21 protein-coding genes are annotated in these 17,964 nt (G+C 65.2%); 13 read left to right on the top strand and 8 right to left on the bottom strand.

Annotation, left to right across the window (positions count from 1 at the left end; all coding sequences use genetic code 11):
- Window positions 1-23: 23 nt before the first annotated feature.
- Both ASF09_RS03720 and ASF09_RS03715 read left to right on the top strand, forming a co-directional pair.
- Window positions 24-1,283, top strand: coding sequence for a threonine ammonia-lyase (locus ASF09_RS03720; protein ID WP_056048458.1), 1,260 nt, complete (start codon window positions 24-26; stop codon window positions 1,281-1,283).
- 127 nt (window positions 1,284-1,410) lie between these two features.
- A complete protein-coding gene (locus ASF09_RS03715) occupies window positions 1,411-2,187 on the top strand; it encodes an arginyltransferase (protein WP_060524666.1) in 777 nt (258 codons plus the stop codon).
- Window positions 2,188-2,416: 229 nt separating this feature from the next.
- Here ASF09_RS03715 and ASF09_RS03710 read toward each other — a convergent pair whose 3' ends face one another.
- The 4 genes from ASF09_RS03710 to ASF09_RS03695 all read right to left on the bottom strand — a co-directional run bounded on the left by ASF09_RS03710 (window position 2,417) and on the right by ASF09_RS03695 (window position 7,931).
- A complete protein-coding gene (locus tag ASF09_RS03710) occupies window positions 2,417-3,226 on the bottom strand; it encodes a transglutaminase family protein (RefSeq protein WP_060524662.1) in 810 nt (269 codons plus the stop codon).
- Entirely contained in the window at window positions 3,226-4,161 is a 936-nt protein-coding gene (locus tag ASF09_RS03705; protein WP_056048449.1) for an alpha-E domain-containing protein, read from the bottom strand. The genes ASF09_RS03710 and ASF09_RS03705 overlap by 1 nt, the downstream gene beginning before the upstream one ends.
- On the bottom strand, window positions 4,161-5,681 hold the full coding sequence (locus ASF09_RS03700) for a circularly permuted type 2 ATP-grasp protein (RefSeq protein WP_060524660.1): 1,521 nt from the start codon (window positions 5,679-5,681) through the stop codon (window positions 4,161-4,163). The genes ASF09_RS03705 and ASF09_RS03700 overlap by 1 nt, the downstream gene beginning before the upstream one ends.
- Before the next feature lie 201 nt (window positions 5,682-5,882).
- Entirely contained in the window at window positions 5,883-7,931 is a 2,049-nt protein-coding gene (locus tag ASF09_RS03695) for a protein-disulfide reductase DsbD domain-containing protein (protein WP_200912501.1), read from the bottom strand.
- A gap of 108 nt (window positions 7,932-8,039) precedes the next feature.
- Between ASF09_RS03695 and ASF09_RS03690 the strand changes: the two genes are divergently transcribed.
- Window positions 8,040-9,668, top strand: coding sequence for an alkaline phosphatase family protein (locus ASF09_RS03690; protein ID WP_082444025.1), 1,629 nt, complete (start codon window positions 8,040-8,042; stop codon window positions 9,666-9,668).
- Window positions 9,669-9,816: 148 nt separating this feature from the next.
- On the opposite strand, the gene ASF09_RS03685 is transcribed toward ASF09_RS03690, so the two are convergent.
- On the bottom strand, window positions 9,817-10,737 hold the full coding sequence (locus tag ASF09_RS03685; RefSeq protein WP_060524657.1) for a right-handed parallel beta-helix repeat-containing protein: 921 nt from the start codon (window positions 10,735-10,737) through the stop codon (window positions 9,817-9,819).
- Window positions 10,738-10,965: 228 nt separating this feature from the next.
- Here ASF09_RS03685 and ASF09_RS03680 point away from each other — a divergent pair, with 228 nt between their 5' ends.
- The gene (locus ASF09_RS03680) at window positions 10,966-12,174 is read left to right on the top strand and encodes a cation:proton antiporter (protein WP_060524655.1); all 1,209 of its coding nucleotides are present in this window, start codon (window positions 10,966-10,968) and stop codon (window positions 12,172-12,174) included.
- A gap of 119 nt (window positions 12,175-12,293) precedes the next feature.
- Here the strand turns inward: ASF09_RS03680 and pspF are convergent, their stop codons facing one another.
- Complete coding sequence (gene pspF, locus ASF09_RS03675) at window positions 12,294-13,331, bottom strand: phage shock protein operon transcriptional activator (protein ID WP_060524653.1); 1,038 nt, start codon at window positions 13,329-13,331, stop codon at window positions 12,294-12,296.
- A gap of 172 nt (window positions 13,332-13,503) precedes the next feature.
- Between pspF and ASF09_RS20630 the strand changes: the two genes are divergently transcribed.
- From ASF09_RS20630 to ASF09_RS03635, 9 genes are all read left to right on the top strand, one after another.
- A complete protein-coding gene (locus tag ASF09_RS20630; protein ID WP_200912500.1) occupies window positions 13,504-13,647 on the top strand; it encodes a hypothetical protein in 144 nt (47 codons plus the stop codon).
- 48 nt (window positions 13,648-13,695) lie between these two features.
- Window positions 13,696-14,361, top strand: coding sequence for a phage shock protein PspA (pspA, locus tag ASF09_RS03670; protein ID WP_060524651.1), 666 nt, complete (start codon window positions 13,696-13,698; stop codon window positions 14,359-14,361).
- Window position 14,362: 1 nt separating this feature from the next.
- Window positions 14,363-14,662: an envelope stress response membrane protein PspB gene (gene pspB, locus ASF09_RS03665; protein WP_060524645.1), complete on the top strand. Its 300-nt coding sequence runs from the start codon at window positions 14,363-14,365 to the stop codon at window positions 14,660-14,662.
- Window position 14,663: 1 nt separating this feature from the next.
- On the top strand, window positions 14,664-15,047 hold the full coding sequence (pspC, locus tag ASF09_RS03660; RefSeq protein ID WP_060524642.1) for an envelope stress response membrane protein PspC: 384 nt from the start codon (window positions 14,664-14,666) through the stop codon (window positions 15,045-15,047).
- A gap of 42 nt (window positions 15,048-15,089) precedes the next feature.
- Window positions 15,090-15,368 carry a hypothetical protein gene (locus ASF09_RS03655; RefSeq protein ID WP_231420318.1) on the top strand — a complete coding sequence of 93 codons (279 nt, stop codon included), beginning with the start codon at window positions 15,090-15,092 and terminating at the stop codon, window positions 15,366-15,368.
- A gap of 12 nt (window positions 15,369-15,380) precedes the next feature.
- Window positions 15,381-15,731 carry a hypothetical protein gene (locus ASF09_RS03650; RefSeq protein ID WP_327196539.1) on the top strand — a complete coding sequence of 117 codons (351 nt, stop codon included), beginning with the start codon at window positions 15,381-15,383 and terminating at the stop codon, window positions 15,729-15,731.
- Window positions 15,728-15,970 (top strand): hypothetical protein, encoded by a 243-nt coding sequence (locus tag ASF09_RS03645; protein ID WP_056048416.1) that lies wholly within the window; start codon window positions 15,728-15,730, stop codon window positions 15,968-15,970. Before ASF09_RS03650 ends, ASF09_RS03645 begins: the two co-directional genes overlap by 4 nt.
- 9 nt (window positions 15,971-15,979) lie before the next feature.
- Window positions 15,980-16,219 (top strand): hypothetical protein, encoded by a 240-nt coding sequence (locus ASF09_RS03640; RefSeq protein ID WP_060524640.1) that lies wholly within the window; start codon window positions 15,980-15,982, stop codon window positions 16,217-16,219.
- Window positions 16,220-16,417: 198 nt separating this feature from the next.
- Window positions 16,418-16,825 carry a SufE family protein gene (locus ASF09_RS03635; protein ID WP_060524636.1) on the top strand — a complete coding sequence of 136 codons (408 nt, stop codon included), beginning with the start codon at window positions 16,418-16,420 and terminating at the stop codon, window positions 16,823-16,825.
- Between the two features lie 53 nt (window positions 16,826-16,878).
- On the opposite strand, the gene ASF09_RS19560 is transcribed toward ASF09_RS03635, so the two are convergent.
- Both ASF09_RS19560 and ASF09_RS03625 read right to left on the bottom strand, forming a co-directional pair.
- Entirely contained in the window at window positions 16,879-17,223 is a 345-nt protein-coding gene (locus tag ASF09_RS19560) for a hypothetical protein (protein ID WP_082444059.1), read from the bottom strand.
- Window positions 17,223-17,762 carry a J domain-containing protein gene (locus ASF09_RS03625; protein ID WP_056058203.1) on the bottom strand — a complete coding sequence of 180 codons (540 nt, stop codon included), beginning with the start codon at window positions 17,760-17,762 and terminating at the stop codon, window positions 17,223-17,225. The genes ASF09_RS19560 and ASF09_RS03625 overlap by 1 nt, the downstream gene beginning before the upstream one ends.
- Window positions 17,763-17,964 lie beyond the last annotated feature (202 nt).

Below are 17,964 nucleotides of genomic sequence, written 5' to 3'. Positions count from 1 at the left end.
CCAGATGGTCTAGCGGGTCGGGCATGGCTACCCACGCTGCCGTAGCGGCACCCACCCTCCCCGTCTCGATCGACGACGTCCGCGTCGCGCATGACCGGATCCGCGACTCGATCGTCCGCACGCCGACGCTGATCAGCAAGACGCTGAGCAAGATGACCGGCGCGACGGTGTATCTGAAGTTCGAGAACCTCCAGTTCACCGCGGCGTACAAGGAGCGCGGCGCGCTCAACACGCTGTTGCAGCTGTCGGCGGAAGCGCGCGCGAAGGGCGTCATCGCCGCGTCGGCGGGCAATCACGCGCAGGGCCTCGCCTATCACGCCAACCGGCTCGGCATTCCGACGACGATCGTGATGCCGACCAACACGCCGACCGTGAAGGTCATGCAGACCGAAGGGCACGGCGCCAACGTCGTGCTGCACGGCGAGACGTTCGACGCGGCCTATGCGCACGCGCGTATTCTGGAGGGCGAGTGCGGTTTTACCTTCGTCCATCCGTTCGACGACCCGCGCGTCATTGCAGGGCAGGGCACCGTCGCGATCGAGATGCTGGAGGACGTGCCGCAGCTCGATACTCTGGTTATCCCGATCGGCGGCGGCGGGCTGATATCGGGCATGTCGACGGTCGCGCGGGCGTTGAGCGAAGCGCCGGGCGGTCACCCGATCGAGGTGGTCGGCGTGCAGGCCGAGCTGTTCCCGTCGATGTATAACCGCATCAACGGCACCGACATGGCCTGCGCCGGCGATACGCTGGCCGAGGGCATCGCGGTCAAGGAGCCGGGCGCGATCACCTCGAAGATCGTCGCCGAACTGGTCGACGACATCGTGCTGGTCAGCGAACGCAGCCTTGAGGAATCGGTCAGCCTGCTGCTCCAGATCGAGAAGACGGTGGTCGAGGGCGCCGGTGCAGCCGGGCTTGCCGCGCTGCTGTCGCATCCCGAGCGGTTCGCGGGAAAGACCGTCGGCATCGTGCTGTGCGGCGGCAACATCGATACGCGGCTGCTCGCCAACGTGCTGTTGCGCGATCTGGCGCGGTCGGGTCGCCTCGCGCGGCTGCGGATCCGGTTGCAGGACAAGCCGGGCGCGCTGTTCCATGTCGCCCGGATCTTCGACCAGGAACGCGTCAACATCATCGAGATCTATCACCAACGCGTCTTCACGACGTTGCCGGCGAAGGGCCTGATTACTGACATCGAATGCGAGCTCCGCGACCGTGCGCATCTCGATCGGCTGGTGGGAGCACTGCGGGCTGGCGGGTATGAGACGTCGACCGTCGAGCTCGCGTAATCCCATTCTGATACGGTGATTTACCGCGTTAACCGACATTCGTGGTAAACCGATTGCACGTTTGCGTTGGGCGGCCATATACGAGGCGACGCGGCTGATCGCGCCTGCCTGAAGGACTTTCCGCTCGGTGACTGCGCCCTTTCGTTTTCCGCGCTTCTTCGTCACCAGCCCTGCGCCGTGCCCGTATCTGCCGGATCGTCAGGAGCGCAAGGTGTTCACCGAGCTGACCGGTCCGCATGCGAACGAGTTGAACGATGCGCTCGGTCGGATCGGGTTTCGTCGCAGCCAGGGGGTGGCGTATCGGCCGTCTTGTGCGGGCTGCACGGCATGCGTCTCGGTCCGCGTGGTGACCGACGAATTCGTACCCAACGCGACGCAGCGCAAATTGCTCAAGCGGCTTGGCGATATCGAGGTGACCGCGTGCAAGGCATGGGCAACGGACGAGCAGTTCCAGTTGCTTCGGCGCTATCTAGGGACGCGCCATCCCGGTGGCGGCATGGCGGGGATGGACGAGGACGACTATGCCGACATGATCGAGCATTCGCCGGTCAATTCGGTGATCGTCGAGTATCGCGAGCCGTCGGTCGCCGGCGTGCCGGGAGCGCTGATCGGCGCCTGCCTGACGGATAGGCAGGCGGACGGGCTGTCGATGGTCTACAGCTTCTTCGCGGCCGACGACACGGCGCGACCGGGGTTCGGCAACTTTATCATCATGGATCACATCCTCCGCGCGCGTGATGCCGGGCTGCCGTACGTGTATCTTGGATACTGGGTGAAGGGCTCGCCCCGGATGGAGTATAAGACGCGGTACCGGCCGCTGGAAGTGCTGGGGCCGGCGGGATGGCGGCGGCTGGAGGATGCGGATCTGGCGACGCAAGCCGTGCGGGTTGCGGCACTGGTTTGAAGTTGGGGGACTAAATTAGTCCACTCCCGGGTCCCAAGAACCACCACCCCGGCGAAGGCCGGGGTCCAATTGGGAAACACCGCTAATTGAGTGCAGCGCTCCATTACGACCACCTTGCCAATTGGGCCCCGGCCTTCGCCGGGGTGGTACCCGCGAGAACCCCTGCCCCTTGTTCTCCCGCGAAGGCGGGAGCCCAGTCTGGATCCCCGCCTTCGCGGGGAAACACATCTTAGTCCTCACGCTGCACCACGACGTCAACGTCGAGTTCCTCGCCACCCTCGCCCAGCCGCGAGCCCGCCACCGGCGCGGCGCCCGCCGCATCGAGCGCCATCGCGACGCGAACATAATGCTCCTCCGGCGACATCCCCGTGCACGGATCGAACCCGACCCAGCCGAGCCCTTCGACGAACGCCTCCGCCCAGCCGTGCGGCGTCGGGAGATGCACGACCTCGTGATCGTTGTGATGATAGCCCGACACATACCGCGCGGGCGCGCCGAGCGACCGTGCGGCAACGGCGAACATCTGCGCCATGTCGCGCGGCGTGGCGCTGTCCATGCGAAATGCCGCGGCGGCTGTCCGACCGGGTTCGGGACGCCCGGCATCGAACGAGAACCTCGCGTGAAACGCCCGGTTCAACCGATGCAATGCGCCGATCCGATCGCGCGCGCCCTCGGCCGCATTGGCGGCGAACTTGGCGATCGCCGTGTCGTGGGCGGTCACCTCGGTAGCCCTGAGGAACAGCGCGGGCGGGAGCGTTTCGTGCACACCGTGCAGGACGCCGTCGGAATGACTGGTCAGCACCTCGCCCTTGACGGTGATCTCGATCCCGTCAACCGGACCTTCGGCATACAGCATTGTCACCGCGTTGCCGAAGCCGTCACGCCCCGGCCGGAGCCGCGCATCGCAATCGACGTCGATCCGCCACGACGCCACGGTCTGGTCATGCGTGTTCTCGGGCGTGAGCCGGAGCATCTGCACCAGCCGGCCCTGCGGCTGCGCGAAGCGGTAGATCGTGTGATGGTCGATCGACAACCGCATCAGAGGAACTTGAACTGACGGCCGATCGCGCCGTGCAGCAGCGCGTTCTCGGCGATGAACGCCTGCAAATACTGGTGCAGCCCGGAGGCGATGACCTCGCCCGATCGTGTCTTCGCCATCCGCGACGCACGCATCCGGGCCATACGATCGGCCTCGCCGTGGTTCCCCGTCCGCTTGGCGAGCAGGTTGAGCACGTCCACCGTTTCCTCGACCGATGCGGCCAAACTGCGTGGCAGTTCGGACCGGGCAAGAAGCAGGTCGATGACGTCGGCGGGACGCAAGCCGTCATTATAGAGCCAGCGATAGGCCGTAACGGCGGACACGGTCTGGAGGATGGTAGTCCACTGGTCGCGGTCGATCGCACCGCCCAGCCGTTCGCCCTCGGGCAGCAGGATGTGATATTTGACGTCGAGCAGACGCGCGGTGTTGTCCGCGCGCTCGACCGCCTGGCCGAGCCGGATGAACCACGTCGTCTGGTTGCGGAGCATGCGGTGGACCGCGCCTTCGAAGCCGCGGGTCTCGTTCTTGACCGCCTCGACAAGGTTCAGCTGCGAGGTCGTGCTTCCGGGCGTCGCACGGTTCTCGAACAGCAGCCACGCGCGGTTGATCGCGGTCCATGCCTCGCGGGTCAACGCGGTGCGGACCGCCTTGGCATTGTTACGCGCCATGTCGAGACAGCGGACAATCGATCCCGGATGGCTCGAATCGAGCGTCAGAAACCGCACGACGTCGCGTTGACCGATCTCGACGCCGGTCGCGGCAAAGGCCTCGTCGGTTTCGGTCACGGCCAACGCCGACGCCCAGGCGGCATCGCCCGAGGGTTGCGATGAGAGCACGTCGAGCCGGACGGTGGCTTCGACCAGCCGGGCGATGAAGTCGGCACGCTCGAAATAACGGCCGAGCCAGTAGAGCGAGGATGCAGTGCGCGACAGCATCAGGAATTCCCGCCGGAAGTCTGTGCACCGAGGGTCTGCGTAATGCCACCCATCGTCTGCGTCATACCGCCGGCGTTCATCCGCTGCGACTGGTCAGCCATGAGCACGAAACTGTCCTTGGTGCCGCCGCCCTGGCTGGAATTGACCACCAGCGATCCTTCCTTGAGCGCGACGCGGGTGAGGCCACCCGGTACGACCTGGACACCCTTCGAACCGCTCAGCACGAACGGGCGGAAGTCGACGTGACGGGGGCTAAGCCCACCTTTCGCCATCGTCGGGACGGTCGACAGCGCAAGCGTGGGCTGCGCGATGTAGCGGTGTGGCTCGGCGATCAGCGCGGCGCGGAAATCCTCGATCTCCTGCTTCGAGGCGGTCGGGCCGACGAGCATGCCATAGCCGCCTGAACCGTCGACCAGCTTGACGACGACGTCTTCGAGATTGTCGAGGACGTATTGCAGCGCTTGCGGTTCGCGGCAGCGCCACGTTTCGACGTTGCGCAGCTTGCACTCGCCGCCGGAGTAGAACTTCACGATGTCGGGCATGTAGCTGTAGATCGCCTTGTCGTCGGCGATGCCGTTGCCCGGCGCGTTCATGATCGCGACGTTGCCGGCTGCGTAGGCTGCGATCAGACCCGGTACGCCCAGCGCGGAGTCCGGACGGAACACGAGCGGATCGAGATAATCATCGTCGATCCGGCGATAGATCACATCGACCTTCACGCGCCCCGCGATCGTCCGCATCCAGACCACATCGTCGTCCACGACAAGATCGGCGGCCTCGACGAGTTCGATACCCATCGAATCCGCGAGGAAGCTGTGCTCGTAATAGGCCGAATTATAGTGACCGGGGGTCAGCAGCACGCAGGTCGGGTTGGAGCCCGTGCCGTGCGGCGCCACCGACTTCATCGTTTCAAGCAGGAGGTCGGGATAGCTGTCGACTGCGGCGACACGGAACTCGCGGAACAGTTCGGGACAGAGCCGGAGCATCGCCTCGCGGTTTTCGAGCATGTAGCTGACACCCGACGGCGTACGCGCGTTGTCCTCGAGCACAAAGAAGTCGTCGGGGCCGGTGCGGACGAGATCGATGCCGCAGATATGCGCCCATACGCCGTGCGGCGGGCGGATACCGGCGATCTCGGGACGGAACTGCGCATTGCCGAGCACGAGGTCTTCGGGAAGGATGCCCTCCTTCAGGATACGACGCTCGCCGTAGATATCGTCGAGGAACGCGTTGATCGCCTCGACGCGCTGAACCAGCCCCTCGGACAGCCGGGTCCATTCGTCGTGGAGGAACACGCGCGGGACGATGTCGAACGGGATGATCCGCTCGGCCGCCTCGTTCTCCCCGTAGACCGCGAAGGTGATGCCGAGCTGGCGAAACGTGGTTTCTGCCGCCTCTTGTCGACGCCGCAACTCGGCATCGGGCGTATCCTCGATCCAGTTGCACAAAGCCGCCAGTTCGGGCCGAGCGACCGTGTCGCCCGGTGTCCCCATGATCTCGTCGAACGCTTGTTTCCCCATCGAAACGGTCAATCCCCATCAAGCGTTGCGGTTCCATGCTGCAACGCATCGCTGCGCTGCACAAGGGTTGAATGTCGCCTGCCGCCGCACACGTCCGTCATCCTGACGAAACTCAGGATCTAGGGTCATCGACGGTGACACATGGTACTCTGGATCCTGACTTTCGTCAGGATGACGGGATCGAGTGTTAGTCGATGCGATTTAGGCGCCTAGGCCTTCGAGCAGACCTGGCGTGAGAACCTGCGGCAGGACCGTCGGTTCATCTGTACCTGGCGCGTAGTATAGGTATAGCGGCACACCCGCCCGGTTGTGGGCTTGGATGAATCGACCCATTACCGGGTCGCCGTCGGTCCAGTCGCCGATCAAAGCCGCCACCTTGTGCTTGGCAAAGGCATCGCGGACGCCGGTGGTGTCGATCGCTGCCTTCTCGTTGACCTTGCACGTCAGGCACCAGTCGGCCGTGAAATACACGAACACCGGACGCTTCTCGGCGCGCAGCGAGGCGAGCTTGGCCTCGGTGAACGCCTCGTCGCCTGCGGTGGCGGTCTTGGCGGCGACCGGCGGCGCGCGTGAGATTAGCACCGCGCTGCCGACGAACACGACGAGCAGCAGGATTTGCGCAACCATGCCGAACGACTTGCCCTTGCGCTGACGCGAGCCGCCGATCCAAAGCACCGCGCCGACCGCCAGCACCGCGACCAGCGCTAGCGTCAGCGTATCAACGTCGGTCTGGCGCCCGAGCACCCAGCCGAGCGCGATCGCGGTGAGGAACATCGGCACCGACAGGATGTGACGGAACGTCTCCATCCACGCGCCGGGCTTAGGCAACCACCGCCGCCACGAAGGAATGAACCCGATCGCGAGGAACGGGAGCGACAAGCCGATCCCGAGCCCGCCGAACACGGCGAGCGCCGCCGGCCATGGCAGCACCAGCGCCGCACCGAGTGCTGCGCCCATGAACGGCCCTGTGCACGGCGTCGCAATGAACGCGGCAAGTGCTCCGGTCGCGAATGCGCCGCTCGCACCACTCTCACCGGCAAAGCGTGGGGTCGGGACCTCGAACAGGCCGGCAAGATTGAATGCGATCGCGGTGCTCAGCAGCAGCAACGCGACGATCGCGCCGGGATGCTGCAACTGGAACGCCCAACCGACCGCCGAGCCGCCTGCGCGCAAGGCCAGGATCGCGCCACCGAGGCCGAGGCAGACCAGCACGACGCCAGCGGTGTAGGCCAAGGCCTCGCCGCGCGCGTCCTTCTCGCTGGCGCCGCCGCGGGCGAGGCTGAGCGCCTTCAGGCTCAGGATCGGGAAGACGCACGGCATGATGTTGAGGATCAAGCCGCCGAGCACGGCGCCCGCGAACGCGATCAGCGCGGTCAGCCAGAAACTCTCGCCGTTCGCGCTCGTCGCGTCGCCGCCGGCAGCTTCAGCCACCGCACCGGGCGTTGCCTTGACGCCGAGCCCCTGCCCGTCGCCAATCCGGAGCACGCCTTCGATCGGTCCGCCAGCCTTGGCGTTCGCCGCAACCTTGGTGCTGATCGTCAGCCGGTCGCCGTCGCGCGTGACCGTTTGCGCCGCGCCATTCTCGATCGTGCCGGTGGTGACCGGGAAGAAATACGCCTTGTCGATCTTCGCGCCCGCTGGAAACGGCACCGCGATCCGCATCGTCCCGTTGCTCGCCGCGTACGTCGCGCCGGCATCGAGCGGCTTGGGGATCGCCTGACGCCAGCCCGCGAACGCGGCGGCCTGCGATGGCGCGCCATCACCGATCGTAAGGTCGAGCGAGAGCGCCTTCTCTTCGGGTACGCAGATCGTCGCCGAGCAGACGAGATAGCTCGTCTTCAGGCGGATCGGGAATTTAGTCCCCGCCGTCAGCCCGGCCGGTACCTGGATCGTCACGAGCGGCGCATAGGGCGCCTCGTAGACATAATTCATGAGGCCAGCGATCAGCAGCGTCGTCGGCACCGGCCATTCGGGCTCGCCTGCCTTCGCGCCCGTCGGCAAAGTCCAGTCGAACGTCGCTGGAAAACCAGCATCGCCTGGATTGCGCCAATAGCCGTGCCAGCCGGTCTCGGGCGTCGTCGCGAGCGCAATCGTCAGCGGGGTGCCGGCTTTCGGGTGATCGCTTTCGGCGACCAGCTTCATCATCAGATGCTGGCTGGAGCCGTTCAGCGATTCCGCAAGCGCGGGCGTACCCGCCAGCCCGCAGACGGCCAGCAAGACCGTCATGAGGACGCAACGTAATCCGCGCATGGCCATCCTTGTTTCGTTCATCGCGCAAAGCCATAGCGGTGACCTTGTCGTATTGCACTTCAAAGCGACGGCCCCGCTCAAGGGACGTTGCTGGCTAAAGGACTGTTCGTGAAAGCACTTATCGCCGCGCTCCTGCTGACTTCGGCCGCTTCGGTCTCTGCCCAGACGGCACCGCCCCCTGCAGCGACCCCGACGACGCCGCCAAAACTGATCGTCGCGATCTCGGTCGACCAGTTCGCCGCCGACCTGTTCCAGCAATATCGCAATCACTACACCGGCGGCTTTACGCGACTCCTGAACGGCGCGGTGTTCCCGAGCGGGTATCAGAGCCATGCGGCGACCGAGACGTGCCCGGGCCACTCGACGATCCTGACCGGCATGCGGCCTGCGCATACCGGGATCATCGCCAACAACTGGATCGACCAGCGCGCCGGGCGGCCCGATAAGGTGGTCTATTGCTCGGAGGACGAGCGCGTCACCGGCAGCACTCACGAGAGCTATACCGTGTCCGACATGCACCTGAAGGTGCCGACGCTCGGCGAGATGATGAAGGCGCGCGATCCGCGGACGCGCTCGGTGTCGGTCGCGGGGAAAGATCGTGCGGCGGTGATGATGGGCGGCCACAAGGTCGACGAGCTCTGGTGGTGGGACGGCAAGACGTACGTTTCGTACGCGGGGCGCGCGGTGCCGCCGGCGGTGCAGCGGACGCGCGACGCGGTCGCCGCGCTGATCGCCAAGCCGCAGGCGGCGCTGCCGCTGCCGGGCTATTGCGCGGGCGTGAACCATCCGATCATGATCGCGGGCAAGACCTACGGCCAGGGGCGCTTCGAGCGCGAGGCGGGCGACGCGAAGGGCTTCCGCATATCGCCGGCCTCGGACGCCGCGGTGTTCGCGATGGCGGCCGCGCTGGTTCAGGACATGAAGCTTGGCAAGGGTCCGCAGACCGACATCATAGACATCGGCGCATCGGCGACCGATTATATCGGGCATACCTATGGCACGCAGGGCTCGGAGATGTGCATCCAGATGGCACAGCTCGACAAGACGCTCGGCGATTTCTTCAACGTGATGGACGAGACCGGGGTCGATTACGAGGTCGTGCTGACTGCGGATCACGGTGCGCACGACGCGACCGAACGCCAGCAGCAGCGCGCGATGCCGATGGAGGCGCACATGGACGAGAACGTGCTCGCCAAGCAGGTCGGCACTGCGATCGCCAAGGATCTTGGCCTGCCGGGCAGCGTGCTGCTCGGGACGGAGGGCGACGTCTATATCGACGACACGCTGCCCGCCAAAACGCAGGCGAAGGTGCTTGCCGAGGCGCTGCGCCGGTATCGCGCGATGCCGCAGATTGCGGGAGCCTACTCCGCCGCCGAGATCATGGCGACGCCGATGGCGAAGACTCCGCCCGAGACTTGGACGCTGATCGAACGGGCGCGCGCGTCGTTCTATCCGGAGCGGTCGGGGCAGATGGTGGTGCTGCTCAAGCCGCGCGTAACCACGATCGTCTCGCCCGCTGGCGGCTATGTCGAGACGCATGGGTCACCCTGGGACTATGATCGCCGCGTGCCGATCCTGTTCTGGCGCAAGGGGATGACCGGGTTCGAGCAGCCGCTGTCGGTCGAAACGGTGGATATCGTGCCGACGCTGGCGGCGACGATCGGGTTGCCGGTGTCGGGGCTCGACGGGCGGTGCCTCGATCTTGATCCGAGTGCTGCGAGTACCTGCGCTAACTAAGATTGGCCAACGCTCTCAAGTAGCGCTTGTTCTCCCGCGAAGGCGGGAGCCCAGACTGGGCTCCCGCCTTCGCGGGAGCACAGCCTTTCGGGTTGGAGCAGTACTTTGGTTCGTGGGTGACGCACCCAGCACGCCACCCCGCCGCTCGTCACCGGGTCTCGAACGCCCGCAGCCCCGCACCCAACCGGTTCGCGCCGACCGCGAGCTTGTCGTGGCTGAAGTCGATCAGGAACGCCGGGTTGGTGGTGTCACCGGGCGACAGCCGCGCGTCGTTGTTCTCGACACGTAGGCCGGTCGATGGATAGGTCCGCGCTTCCGCCGCGACGACGATCATCCCCGAATGGTTTTCCTTGTCCTTACCCTGGACGAAGGTGTTGCGCGCGATCAGGCCGGTCGCGCCTTCGGGGAGATCGATCATGTAGTTGGTCTTGTGCCCCGCGGTATCGTCGAAGCTGTTGTCGGTGATCGAGACCGTGGGGCTGCGCAGCTTCACGTAATGCCCGCCGTTGCCGCGCTCGAACCGTGAATTGGTGACGGAGATGCTACCCTTGTTGTCGAGATAGATCGAGTGCGCACAGCTTGGCGACTGGTCGCACTGGCCAAGCCCCGAGAAGGTCGACCGGTCGATCGTGATCCGCTGGTTGGTCGGCTGGCCGCCCAGAATCCCCTCCTGGCTGTTGAGGAACATCGAATTGGTGACGGTCAGGTCGCCCGATTCGGTGCGGATACCGGCGCCGTTGCCGTCGGACACGCGGTAGCCGCGGAAGACGAGGCCATCGACCACCGACCCGTTGCCGCGCAGCACCAGCGCCGCCTTGTCCTCGCAGGCGACGCTGTCGAAGATCGCCTTGCCGGGCTGCACCGCCTTGAAGGTAATGTGGCCACCTTGCTGGATCGCGCACTGCCGATAGGTGCCGGGGGCGATCAGGATCGTCGCGGTCCCCATCCGGATCGACGTCACCGCCTCCTGGAGCGTCGCGAACCCCTGACCGTTGACGGTGAACGGCGCGGTGCCCTGAGCAAAGGCGGGCGCCGACAGCAACGCCAGCGCAAACAACGATCGTTTCATGCGGAAATCCTTTCGCGGGGTCGCGCCCGCCCGGAGCAAGGCACCGACGGTGACGCGAGGCGTATCAGGTTGAACCGCTCCATGTCAGCCGGTTTGCGTGTCCCGCAATGGCGCAAGCTCAGCGTAGTCGATCGCGACCATCAGCCGATTGCCGCCGCACCCACGCGCGGATAGTGTGCACGCGAAACGAAGCCGGCGGGGGGAACCGATCGGCGCCGGGGGATCTGCATGCACGCCATGACGCCGACGGAGGTCTTCCTCCTCGCGATACTCATCATCTTCACCGTGCCGTATCTGGTGTGGCGGCTCGGGCGGACCGATTACTGGGCGCCGCTGGTGGTGGTGCAGATCTTCGGCGGCATCCTGCTCGGGCCGGGCGTACTCGGCGCGGCGTATCCCGATTATTACGCGACGGTCTTCACACCCGCGACGCTGGGCTCGCTGAACGGGATCGCGTGGTGGGCGGTGATGATGTTCGTGTGGGTCGCCGGCATTGAACTCGACCTCGGCGAGGCCTGGAAGCGGCGCGGCGAAACCGGCGTCACCGCAGGGCTCGCGCTCGCGGCGCCGCTGATCACCGGCAGCATCGCCGCGGTGCTGATGCTGCGCTATCCGGGCTGGCGGGGGCCGGACGGCGCGACGTGGCAGGTGGTACTCGGCATCGGCATGGCATGCGCCGTCACCGCACTGCCGATCCTCGTGCTGTTCCTCGAAAAGCTCGATGTGCTGCGTCAGCCGATCGGCCAACGAATCCTGCGCTATGCCAGCCTCGACGACATCGCGATCTGGGGTGTGCTCGCGCTGATCCTACTCGACTGGGAGCGCGTCGGGCGGCAGGGCGGTTTCCTCGTCGGTTTCGCGGTGGCGACGGTGATCGTGCGCAAACTGATGGCGCGGATCGAGGAGCGCGATCGCTGGTATGTCAGCCTGATCTGGCTCGCTGGCTGCGGATTCGCGGCGGACTGGGCGGGGCTGCACTTCATGGTCGGCGCGTTCCTGTCCGGCGCGGTGCTTGATTCGAAATGGTTCACCACCGCGAAGATGGACCAGTTCCGACACTTCGTGCTGCTCGCGGTGATGCCGGTGTTCTTCCTGTCGACGGGGCTGAAGACGCAGTGGGCGGTCGGTGGTTACGCGGTGTTCGGCGCGGCGGCGCTGCTGCTGGTCGCGTCGGTGGGCGGCAAGCTGGCCGGGGTTCACGCCGCCGGGCGGATCCTGAAGTGGCGGCCGGGCGAGGCTTCGGCGATCGGCTGGCTGCTCCAGACTAAGGCGCTGATCATGATCATCTTCGTCAACATCCTGCTGGATAAGAAGATCATCACCAACGAGACCTTCACGGCGCTGCTGCTGATGGCGCTGGCGAGCACGATGCTGACGGTACCGATCGTCGCGCCGAAGTTGAAGAAGCTGGCGGGGTTGGTGGGGAAGAGCGCCTGAGCAAACCAAGCAGCGAGCATCCCGATACTGTCCCCCGCGAAAGCGGGGGTCCAGGGACCAAGACCGGTATCGTTCGCAACCCTGGGCTCCCGCCTTCGCGGGAGAACGAAGAAAATAGGTCAGCCTCCCACGTTCAGCAGGTCGTGGCGTTTCAGCGCATGACGGAGTTGGTCGTAGCTGAGGCCTAGTGCTTCAGCTGTGGCGCGTTGGTTGAAGCGGTGTTCCGACAGCGCGCGCGAAAGCAGGTCGCGTTCGAAGCGCGACACGCGGGACTTGAAGTCTGAGGGGCCTTCTTCGCAGGCAACGACAGGATCTTCGCCCTCGTCTGCCTCGGCCGCGCGTGGGGTCACCACGATAGGTTTCGGCGCAGTCGACGCCCCCGGCCGATGCGGCGACTGGAAGGGGTCGATCTCGATCGCATCGATCGGTCCCGCCTGCTCCCAACGATACACCGCGCGCTCTACGACGTTGCGGAGTTCGCGGACGTTGCCGGGCCAGGGATACGCGATCAGCGCGTCCATCGCCGCCGGGCCGAAGCCTTCCCAGCGCTCGCGCCCCAGCTCCGACGCCATGCGCCGGCCGAAATGTTCGGCGAGGACCACAACGTCTCCGGTGCGCGCGCGCAGCGGCGGCAACGTCACCACTTCGAACGACAACCGGTCGAGCAGATCGGCGCGGAACTCATGGCGATCGACCTTGTCGGGGAGATGCTCGTTGGTCGCGGCCACGATCCGCACGTCGACGCGCATCGGCCGCGACGAGCCGATCCGCGTGATCTCGCCATATTCGACGGCGCGCAACAGTCGGTCCTGCGCCGCCATCGACAGCGTGCCGAGTTCGTCGAGGAACAGCGTGCCGCCATCGGCCTCCTCGAACCGCCCTACCCGCGCCTTGGTCGCGCCGGTGAACGCGCCCGCCTCATGTCCGAACAATTCCGCCTCGATCAGCGTCTCGGGCAGCGCCGCGCAGTTCATGATCACCAGCGGCTGGTCCCACCGCGGCGACAGGCGGTGGAGGCGCTCGGCGACCAGTTCCTTGCCCGTCCCGCGCTCGCCGATCACCAGCACCGGACGGTCCAACGCCGCCGCCCGCGATGCGCGTTCGAGCGCCGCCATGAACGTGCCGGACTCGCCGATGACCTGGGTTGTTCGCTCCATGGCGAAGATGTGGCGCGAATTCCCAACTCTTGGCAAGCTTGCGGTACCGCCCAGACAGCCAAAATCGCGTAAACCCCTGCAATTCCGCCATTTTCGAAACTGGCACGACAGATGCAATGCTTCAGGCAACCAGCCGAATAGCGGAACTAACCATCCTTAAAGGGGACCCACCATGTTCAACACCACCATCGCCCGCACCGTCGCCGCCACGCTCTGCACCATCGTCGTCAGCGCAACCTGCGTCCTCGGCGCAGTAGGCCCCGCCATCGCAACCACCACAACGCCTATCGCGGTTCACACCTCGATCGTGGCATAAGACCCCGCAGGCTTGGAGCCTCGGGCCGACCCCTGGAGTAGGATTTACATGGGCATCTTTTCCCGCACCCGCGACATCGTCGCCGCCAACTTCGCCGATCTCATCGAGAAGGCCGAAGACCCGTCGAAGATGATCCGCATGATCATCCTCGAGATGGAGGAAACGCTGGTCGAGGTTCGCGCCTCCGCCGCGCGCACCATCGCCGACCAGAAGGAGATGCGCCGCCACATCTCGAAGCTCGAGCAGCTCCAGGACAACTGGACCGAGAAGGCCGAACTGGCGCTGAGCAAGGACCGCGAGGACCTCGCCAAGGCAGCCTTGGTCGAGCGCCAGAAGGCATTCGACATGGCCGAGCAGTTGAAGGCCGAGGTCGGCGTGCTCGACGATGCGCTCCGCGCGTCGGAAGAGGACATCGCCAAGCTCCAGACCAAGCTTCGCGAGGCGCGCACCAAGCAGAACGCGGTGCAGACCCGGCTCGAGAGCGCGAACAACCGCACCCGGCTGCGCGAGATGTACAACGGGCCGAAGACGCACGAGGCGTTCAGCCGCTTCGACATCCTCGATCGCCGCGTCGACGAAGCCGAGGGCCGCGCAGACGCGATGGGGCTCGGGGTCGTCAAGACGCTCGAAGAGGAAATCGCCGAGTTGCGCAGCAACGACAAGGTCGACGCCCAGCTCGCCGCGCTCAAGGCGCGCCTGAGGAAGGACGATTGAGATGGATGATTTCATGCCAGTTCTGGTCTGCGGCATCCTCTTCATCGGGCTGCCCTGGGTGATCCTGCACTACATCACCAAGTGGAAGCAGGCGCCGCGGATCACCGAAGAGGATGAACGCCTGCTCGACGAGATGCAGGCGCTCGCGCGCCGCCTCGAGGACCGCGTGATGACCGTCGAACGGATCATCGCCGCCGACAATCCCGACTGGAAGCCGGGTCTCGGCACCACGCAATCGCCGTATCTGTCGGACCACCAGTCCGACCGCACGCCAGATCGCCCAATCGATCGGAGAAACTGACATGTCCGGTAGCCGCACCCAGTTTTATCTCGATAAGCAAAACGCCAAGTGGAAGGGCGTCTGCGCCGGGATCGCCGACTATACCGGCGTCGACGCGCTCTTCGTCCGTGTCGGCATGGTCGTCCTGACGCTCGCCGGGGGATTTCCCTGGACGCTGCTAGCCTATTGGATGGTCGCATGGATGGGACACGCCAAGCCGATCGGCCTGTACGATACCCCCGACGACGCGAAGTTCTGGCAGGGTGTCCGCTCGAACCCGAAGCGGTCGACCGCCGAGGTCCGCAGCAAGTTCCGCGACATCGACCGCCGACTTGCCGACATCGAGACGCACTATACCAGCCGCTCCAGCAACAGCCTCGCGGCAGAGATCGACAGCCTGCGCTGAGACGCGGCGTCAACAGGGAGAATATCGATGGATTGGGCTTTGATGATACCGATCGTGGCGATTTCGGTGGGACCGGTCGCTTGGGTTGCGAACAATTGGATCCGCGCCAAGCATGGCTTCGAACCGGAAATGCGTAGCCGCAAACGCGGGCGAGACGGCGATGTCGACGGTGACCGCAAGGTCCTGTTGCTCAGCAACGAGAACGAGCGGTTGACCGGGCAGGTGTCGCGGCTCGAGGAACGGATCGCAGTCCTCGAACGCATCGCCACCGACCCCGCCGAGCGCACTGCCCGCGAGATCGAAGCCCTTCGCGACCGCTGAAGGACAAGGATCATGAACAACTTCACGATCTTCCTTCTCGTCTTCATCGTGATCGGCCTGCCAGTCATCCTCGGGATCGGCAGCAGCGTCTTCAAGGACTGGATCAAGCACAAGGAGCGCATGGCAACCGCGCTCAATGCGCAGACCGCCGAGAAGTCCGCGCAATATGCGGCGCACACCGAACGCCTGGAACAACGGGTGCGGGTACTGGAACGGATCGTCACTGACCGGGGCATCGGCGTTGCCGACGAGATCGAACGGCTCCGGGCCGATCCACCCTCCCCAGCGCGACCTTTAGAGACGTCGCCAACGCTTACGCTGACGGGCCGCACCGCGAGCCCCGCCGAAGGAGAGACACGATGAACCCCTTTTCGATGGTCGTCTGCATCGTGCTGATCGTGATGGTCGCCAAGGTGCTGACCGCTCGCTACCGCGCGCTGGGCGACGCCCCGGCGAACCCGGTCGACAGCGTCGATGCGCTGCGGCTGCGCGACGAGGTGCAGCAGATGAAGGAGCGCATCCAGGTGTTGGAGCGCGTGATCACCGACAACCACAAGAGCGTCGATCTCGACCGAGAGATCGAGCGGCTCCGCGACCGCTAGGAGGCGGACATGATCGAACCGAACGTCTACATCACCCTGGCGCTGGCGAGCCTTGCGGGCCTAGCGATGATCGTCGCCGGTGGCTTGGCCGGATGGCGCGGATGGCTCTCGCTGCGGCGGCTGGAGTTGGATCATACACAAGACAGTCGGATGCCGGTCGCGGTGTCGACCGGGTCGCGGATCGAGATCGCCGACTTGAGGGAGCGGATCAAGAAGCTCGAGGCGATCGCTGCCGGGGTGGATCTTTAAGCCTCGCCAAAACCACACGACCACCCCGGCGAAGGCCGGGGCCCAGTTGGAGAGGTAGTAATAACAAATTACCGTACCTCACCATAGCTGTCCCCCAACTGGACCCCGGCCTTCGCCGGGGTGGTAGCAACCAGAGATACGCCTCTGGTTTGTTCCCCGGTGTTGAAGCGCTGAGGCCGAACCGCTACCGACCGCGCCATGGCCACTCTCACCGATATTCGCGAGGAATACGACTTCCTCGAACCCGACGACCGCTACCGCCTGCTGATCGACCTCGGCAAAGAGCTCGAAGCGATGCCGGATGCGCTCAAGACCGATGCGACGTTGGTGCGCGGGTGTTCGGCGTCGGTTTGGGTCTATCCGACCACGACCGATGATGGCCGGCTCCACTTTCTCGCGGATTCGAATGCGGCGATCACCAAGGGGATCATCGCGCTGGTGTTGCTGACGGTACAGGATCAGGCGCCAGGCGAGATCGTCGCGACCGACATCACCGCGGAACTAGCGCCTTTCGATCTGAGCAAGCAGTTGAGTTCGAACCGGACGCAGGGGATCCCAAACATGATCGCGTTGATCCGGGAGACGGCCGAGCGGTACGCTGGCTGAGATAGTGCCCTCACCCTTCTTACGGCCAAGTGGCAGCGGGCCCCTTCCCTCTCTCAGCAGAGAGGGGGAGACGCTGGAGGCGGCAAGGGTGAAAGCACGTTACCGTGTTCGCGAAGAGTTGCGACAACCTCGTCGGCGTCTGCCCCCGCCGGCACCAGCATCCAGCGGTCAGGCCGGGCGCCGTCGACTATCACGACCGCGTTCTTCGGACACACCCCGAGACACTTGACCTCGACAACGCCGCGGTCCGACTTACGGCCCTTCTTCACGCCGAGCGCCTGACGCAGCAGTTTCACGAGTGGCGTCCGGCCCTTCTCGCCGAACCCGCCGTCGAGCTTTTTCGAACATTTGCCGCAGACCAGAACGCTACCCTGCCAGCGACTGGCAAGAACCCGGATCACGCCGGTTTCCAGGTCCGCTGATCCTCGGCGACCTTCAAAACCTCATACGCCGCCTGCACGCCCTGGAACCGCTTCGCCGCGTCCTTGTCGTTCGGGCGCACATCCGGATGGTTCGCCTTCGCCATCCGCCGCCACGCCGCGCGCACGTCCTCGAACGTCGCATCGGGTTCGAGGTCCAGTACCTCCAACGCGCGCATCTCGTCACGCGACCGGCTTCCGTCGCCCGAGCCAGCCCAGGCATAATGCTTCGGATCGGTGTAGCCGTCAGCTGTGCGCGTTTCCGCCGCCTCGCGCTCGGCCGCTTCCTCCGCGCTCAAGCCTTCGAAATAATTCCAGCCGCGATTATATTCGCCGGCGTGGTTCATGCAGAAATACCAGCGGTCCGGGCTGTTCGGCGATTTCGGCGCCGGGCAATTACCGGGCTCGTTGCAGCCATGCCGGTCGCACAGCCGGACGGTCACCGCCTCAGTGCTCGCGCCATATTCGCGCCAGCGCGGAAAACCCCAGTCGGAAGATCGTGTCGTGCTTCGAGCCATAGCGGCCCGAGATAGGCGTCCCCGCGGACAACGCAACCGCGCGCGACGAAGCCGAGCCAAACTCGTCCGTTCCAACTATCTTCCGCGTCGCAACATTCCGCCTTGAGTCAGCCACCGTTCATCGATTAATGAACATGAACTATTTGTCATGTGGCATGGATAGATGCGTCCGGTGCGGACGTATTCCCAGCCGACACCTTAG

It is taken from the genome of Sphingomonas sp. Leaf242, from assembly GCF_001422045.1.
Taxonomy (GTDB): domain Bacteria; phylum Pseudomonadota; class Alphaproteobacteria; order Sphingomonadales; family Sphingomonadaceae; genus Sphingomonas.
This window is presented reverse-complemented; position numbering and strand designations above follow the sequence as displayed.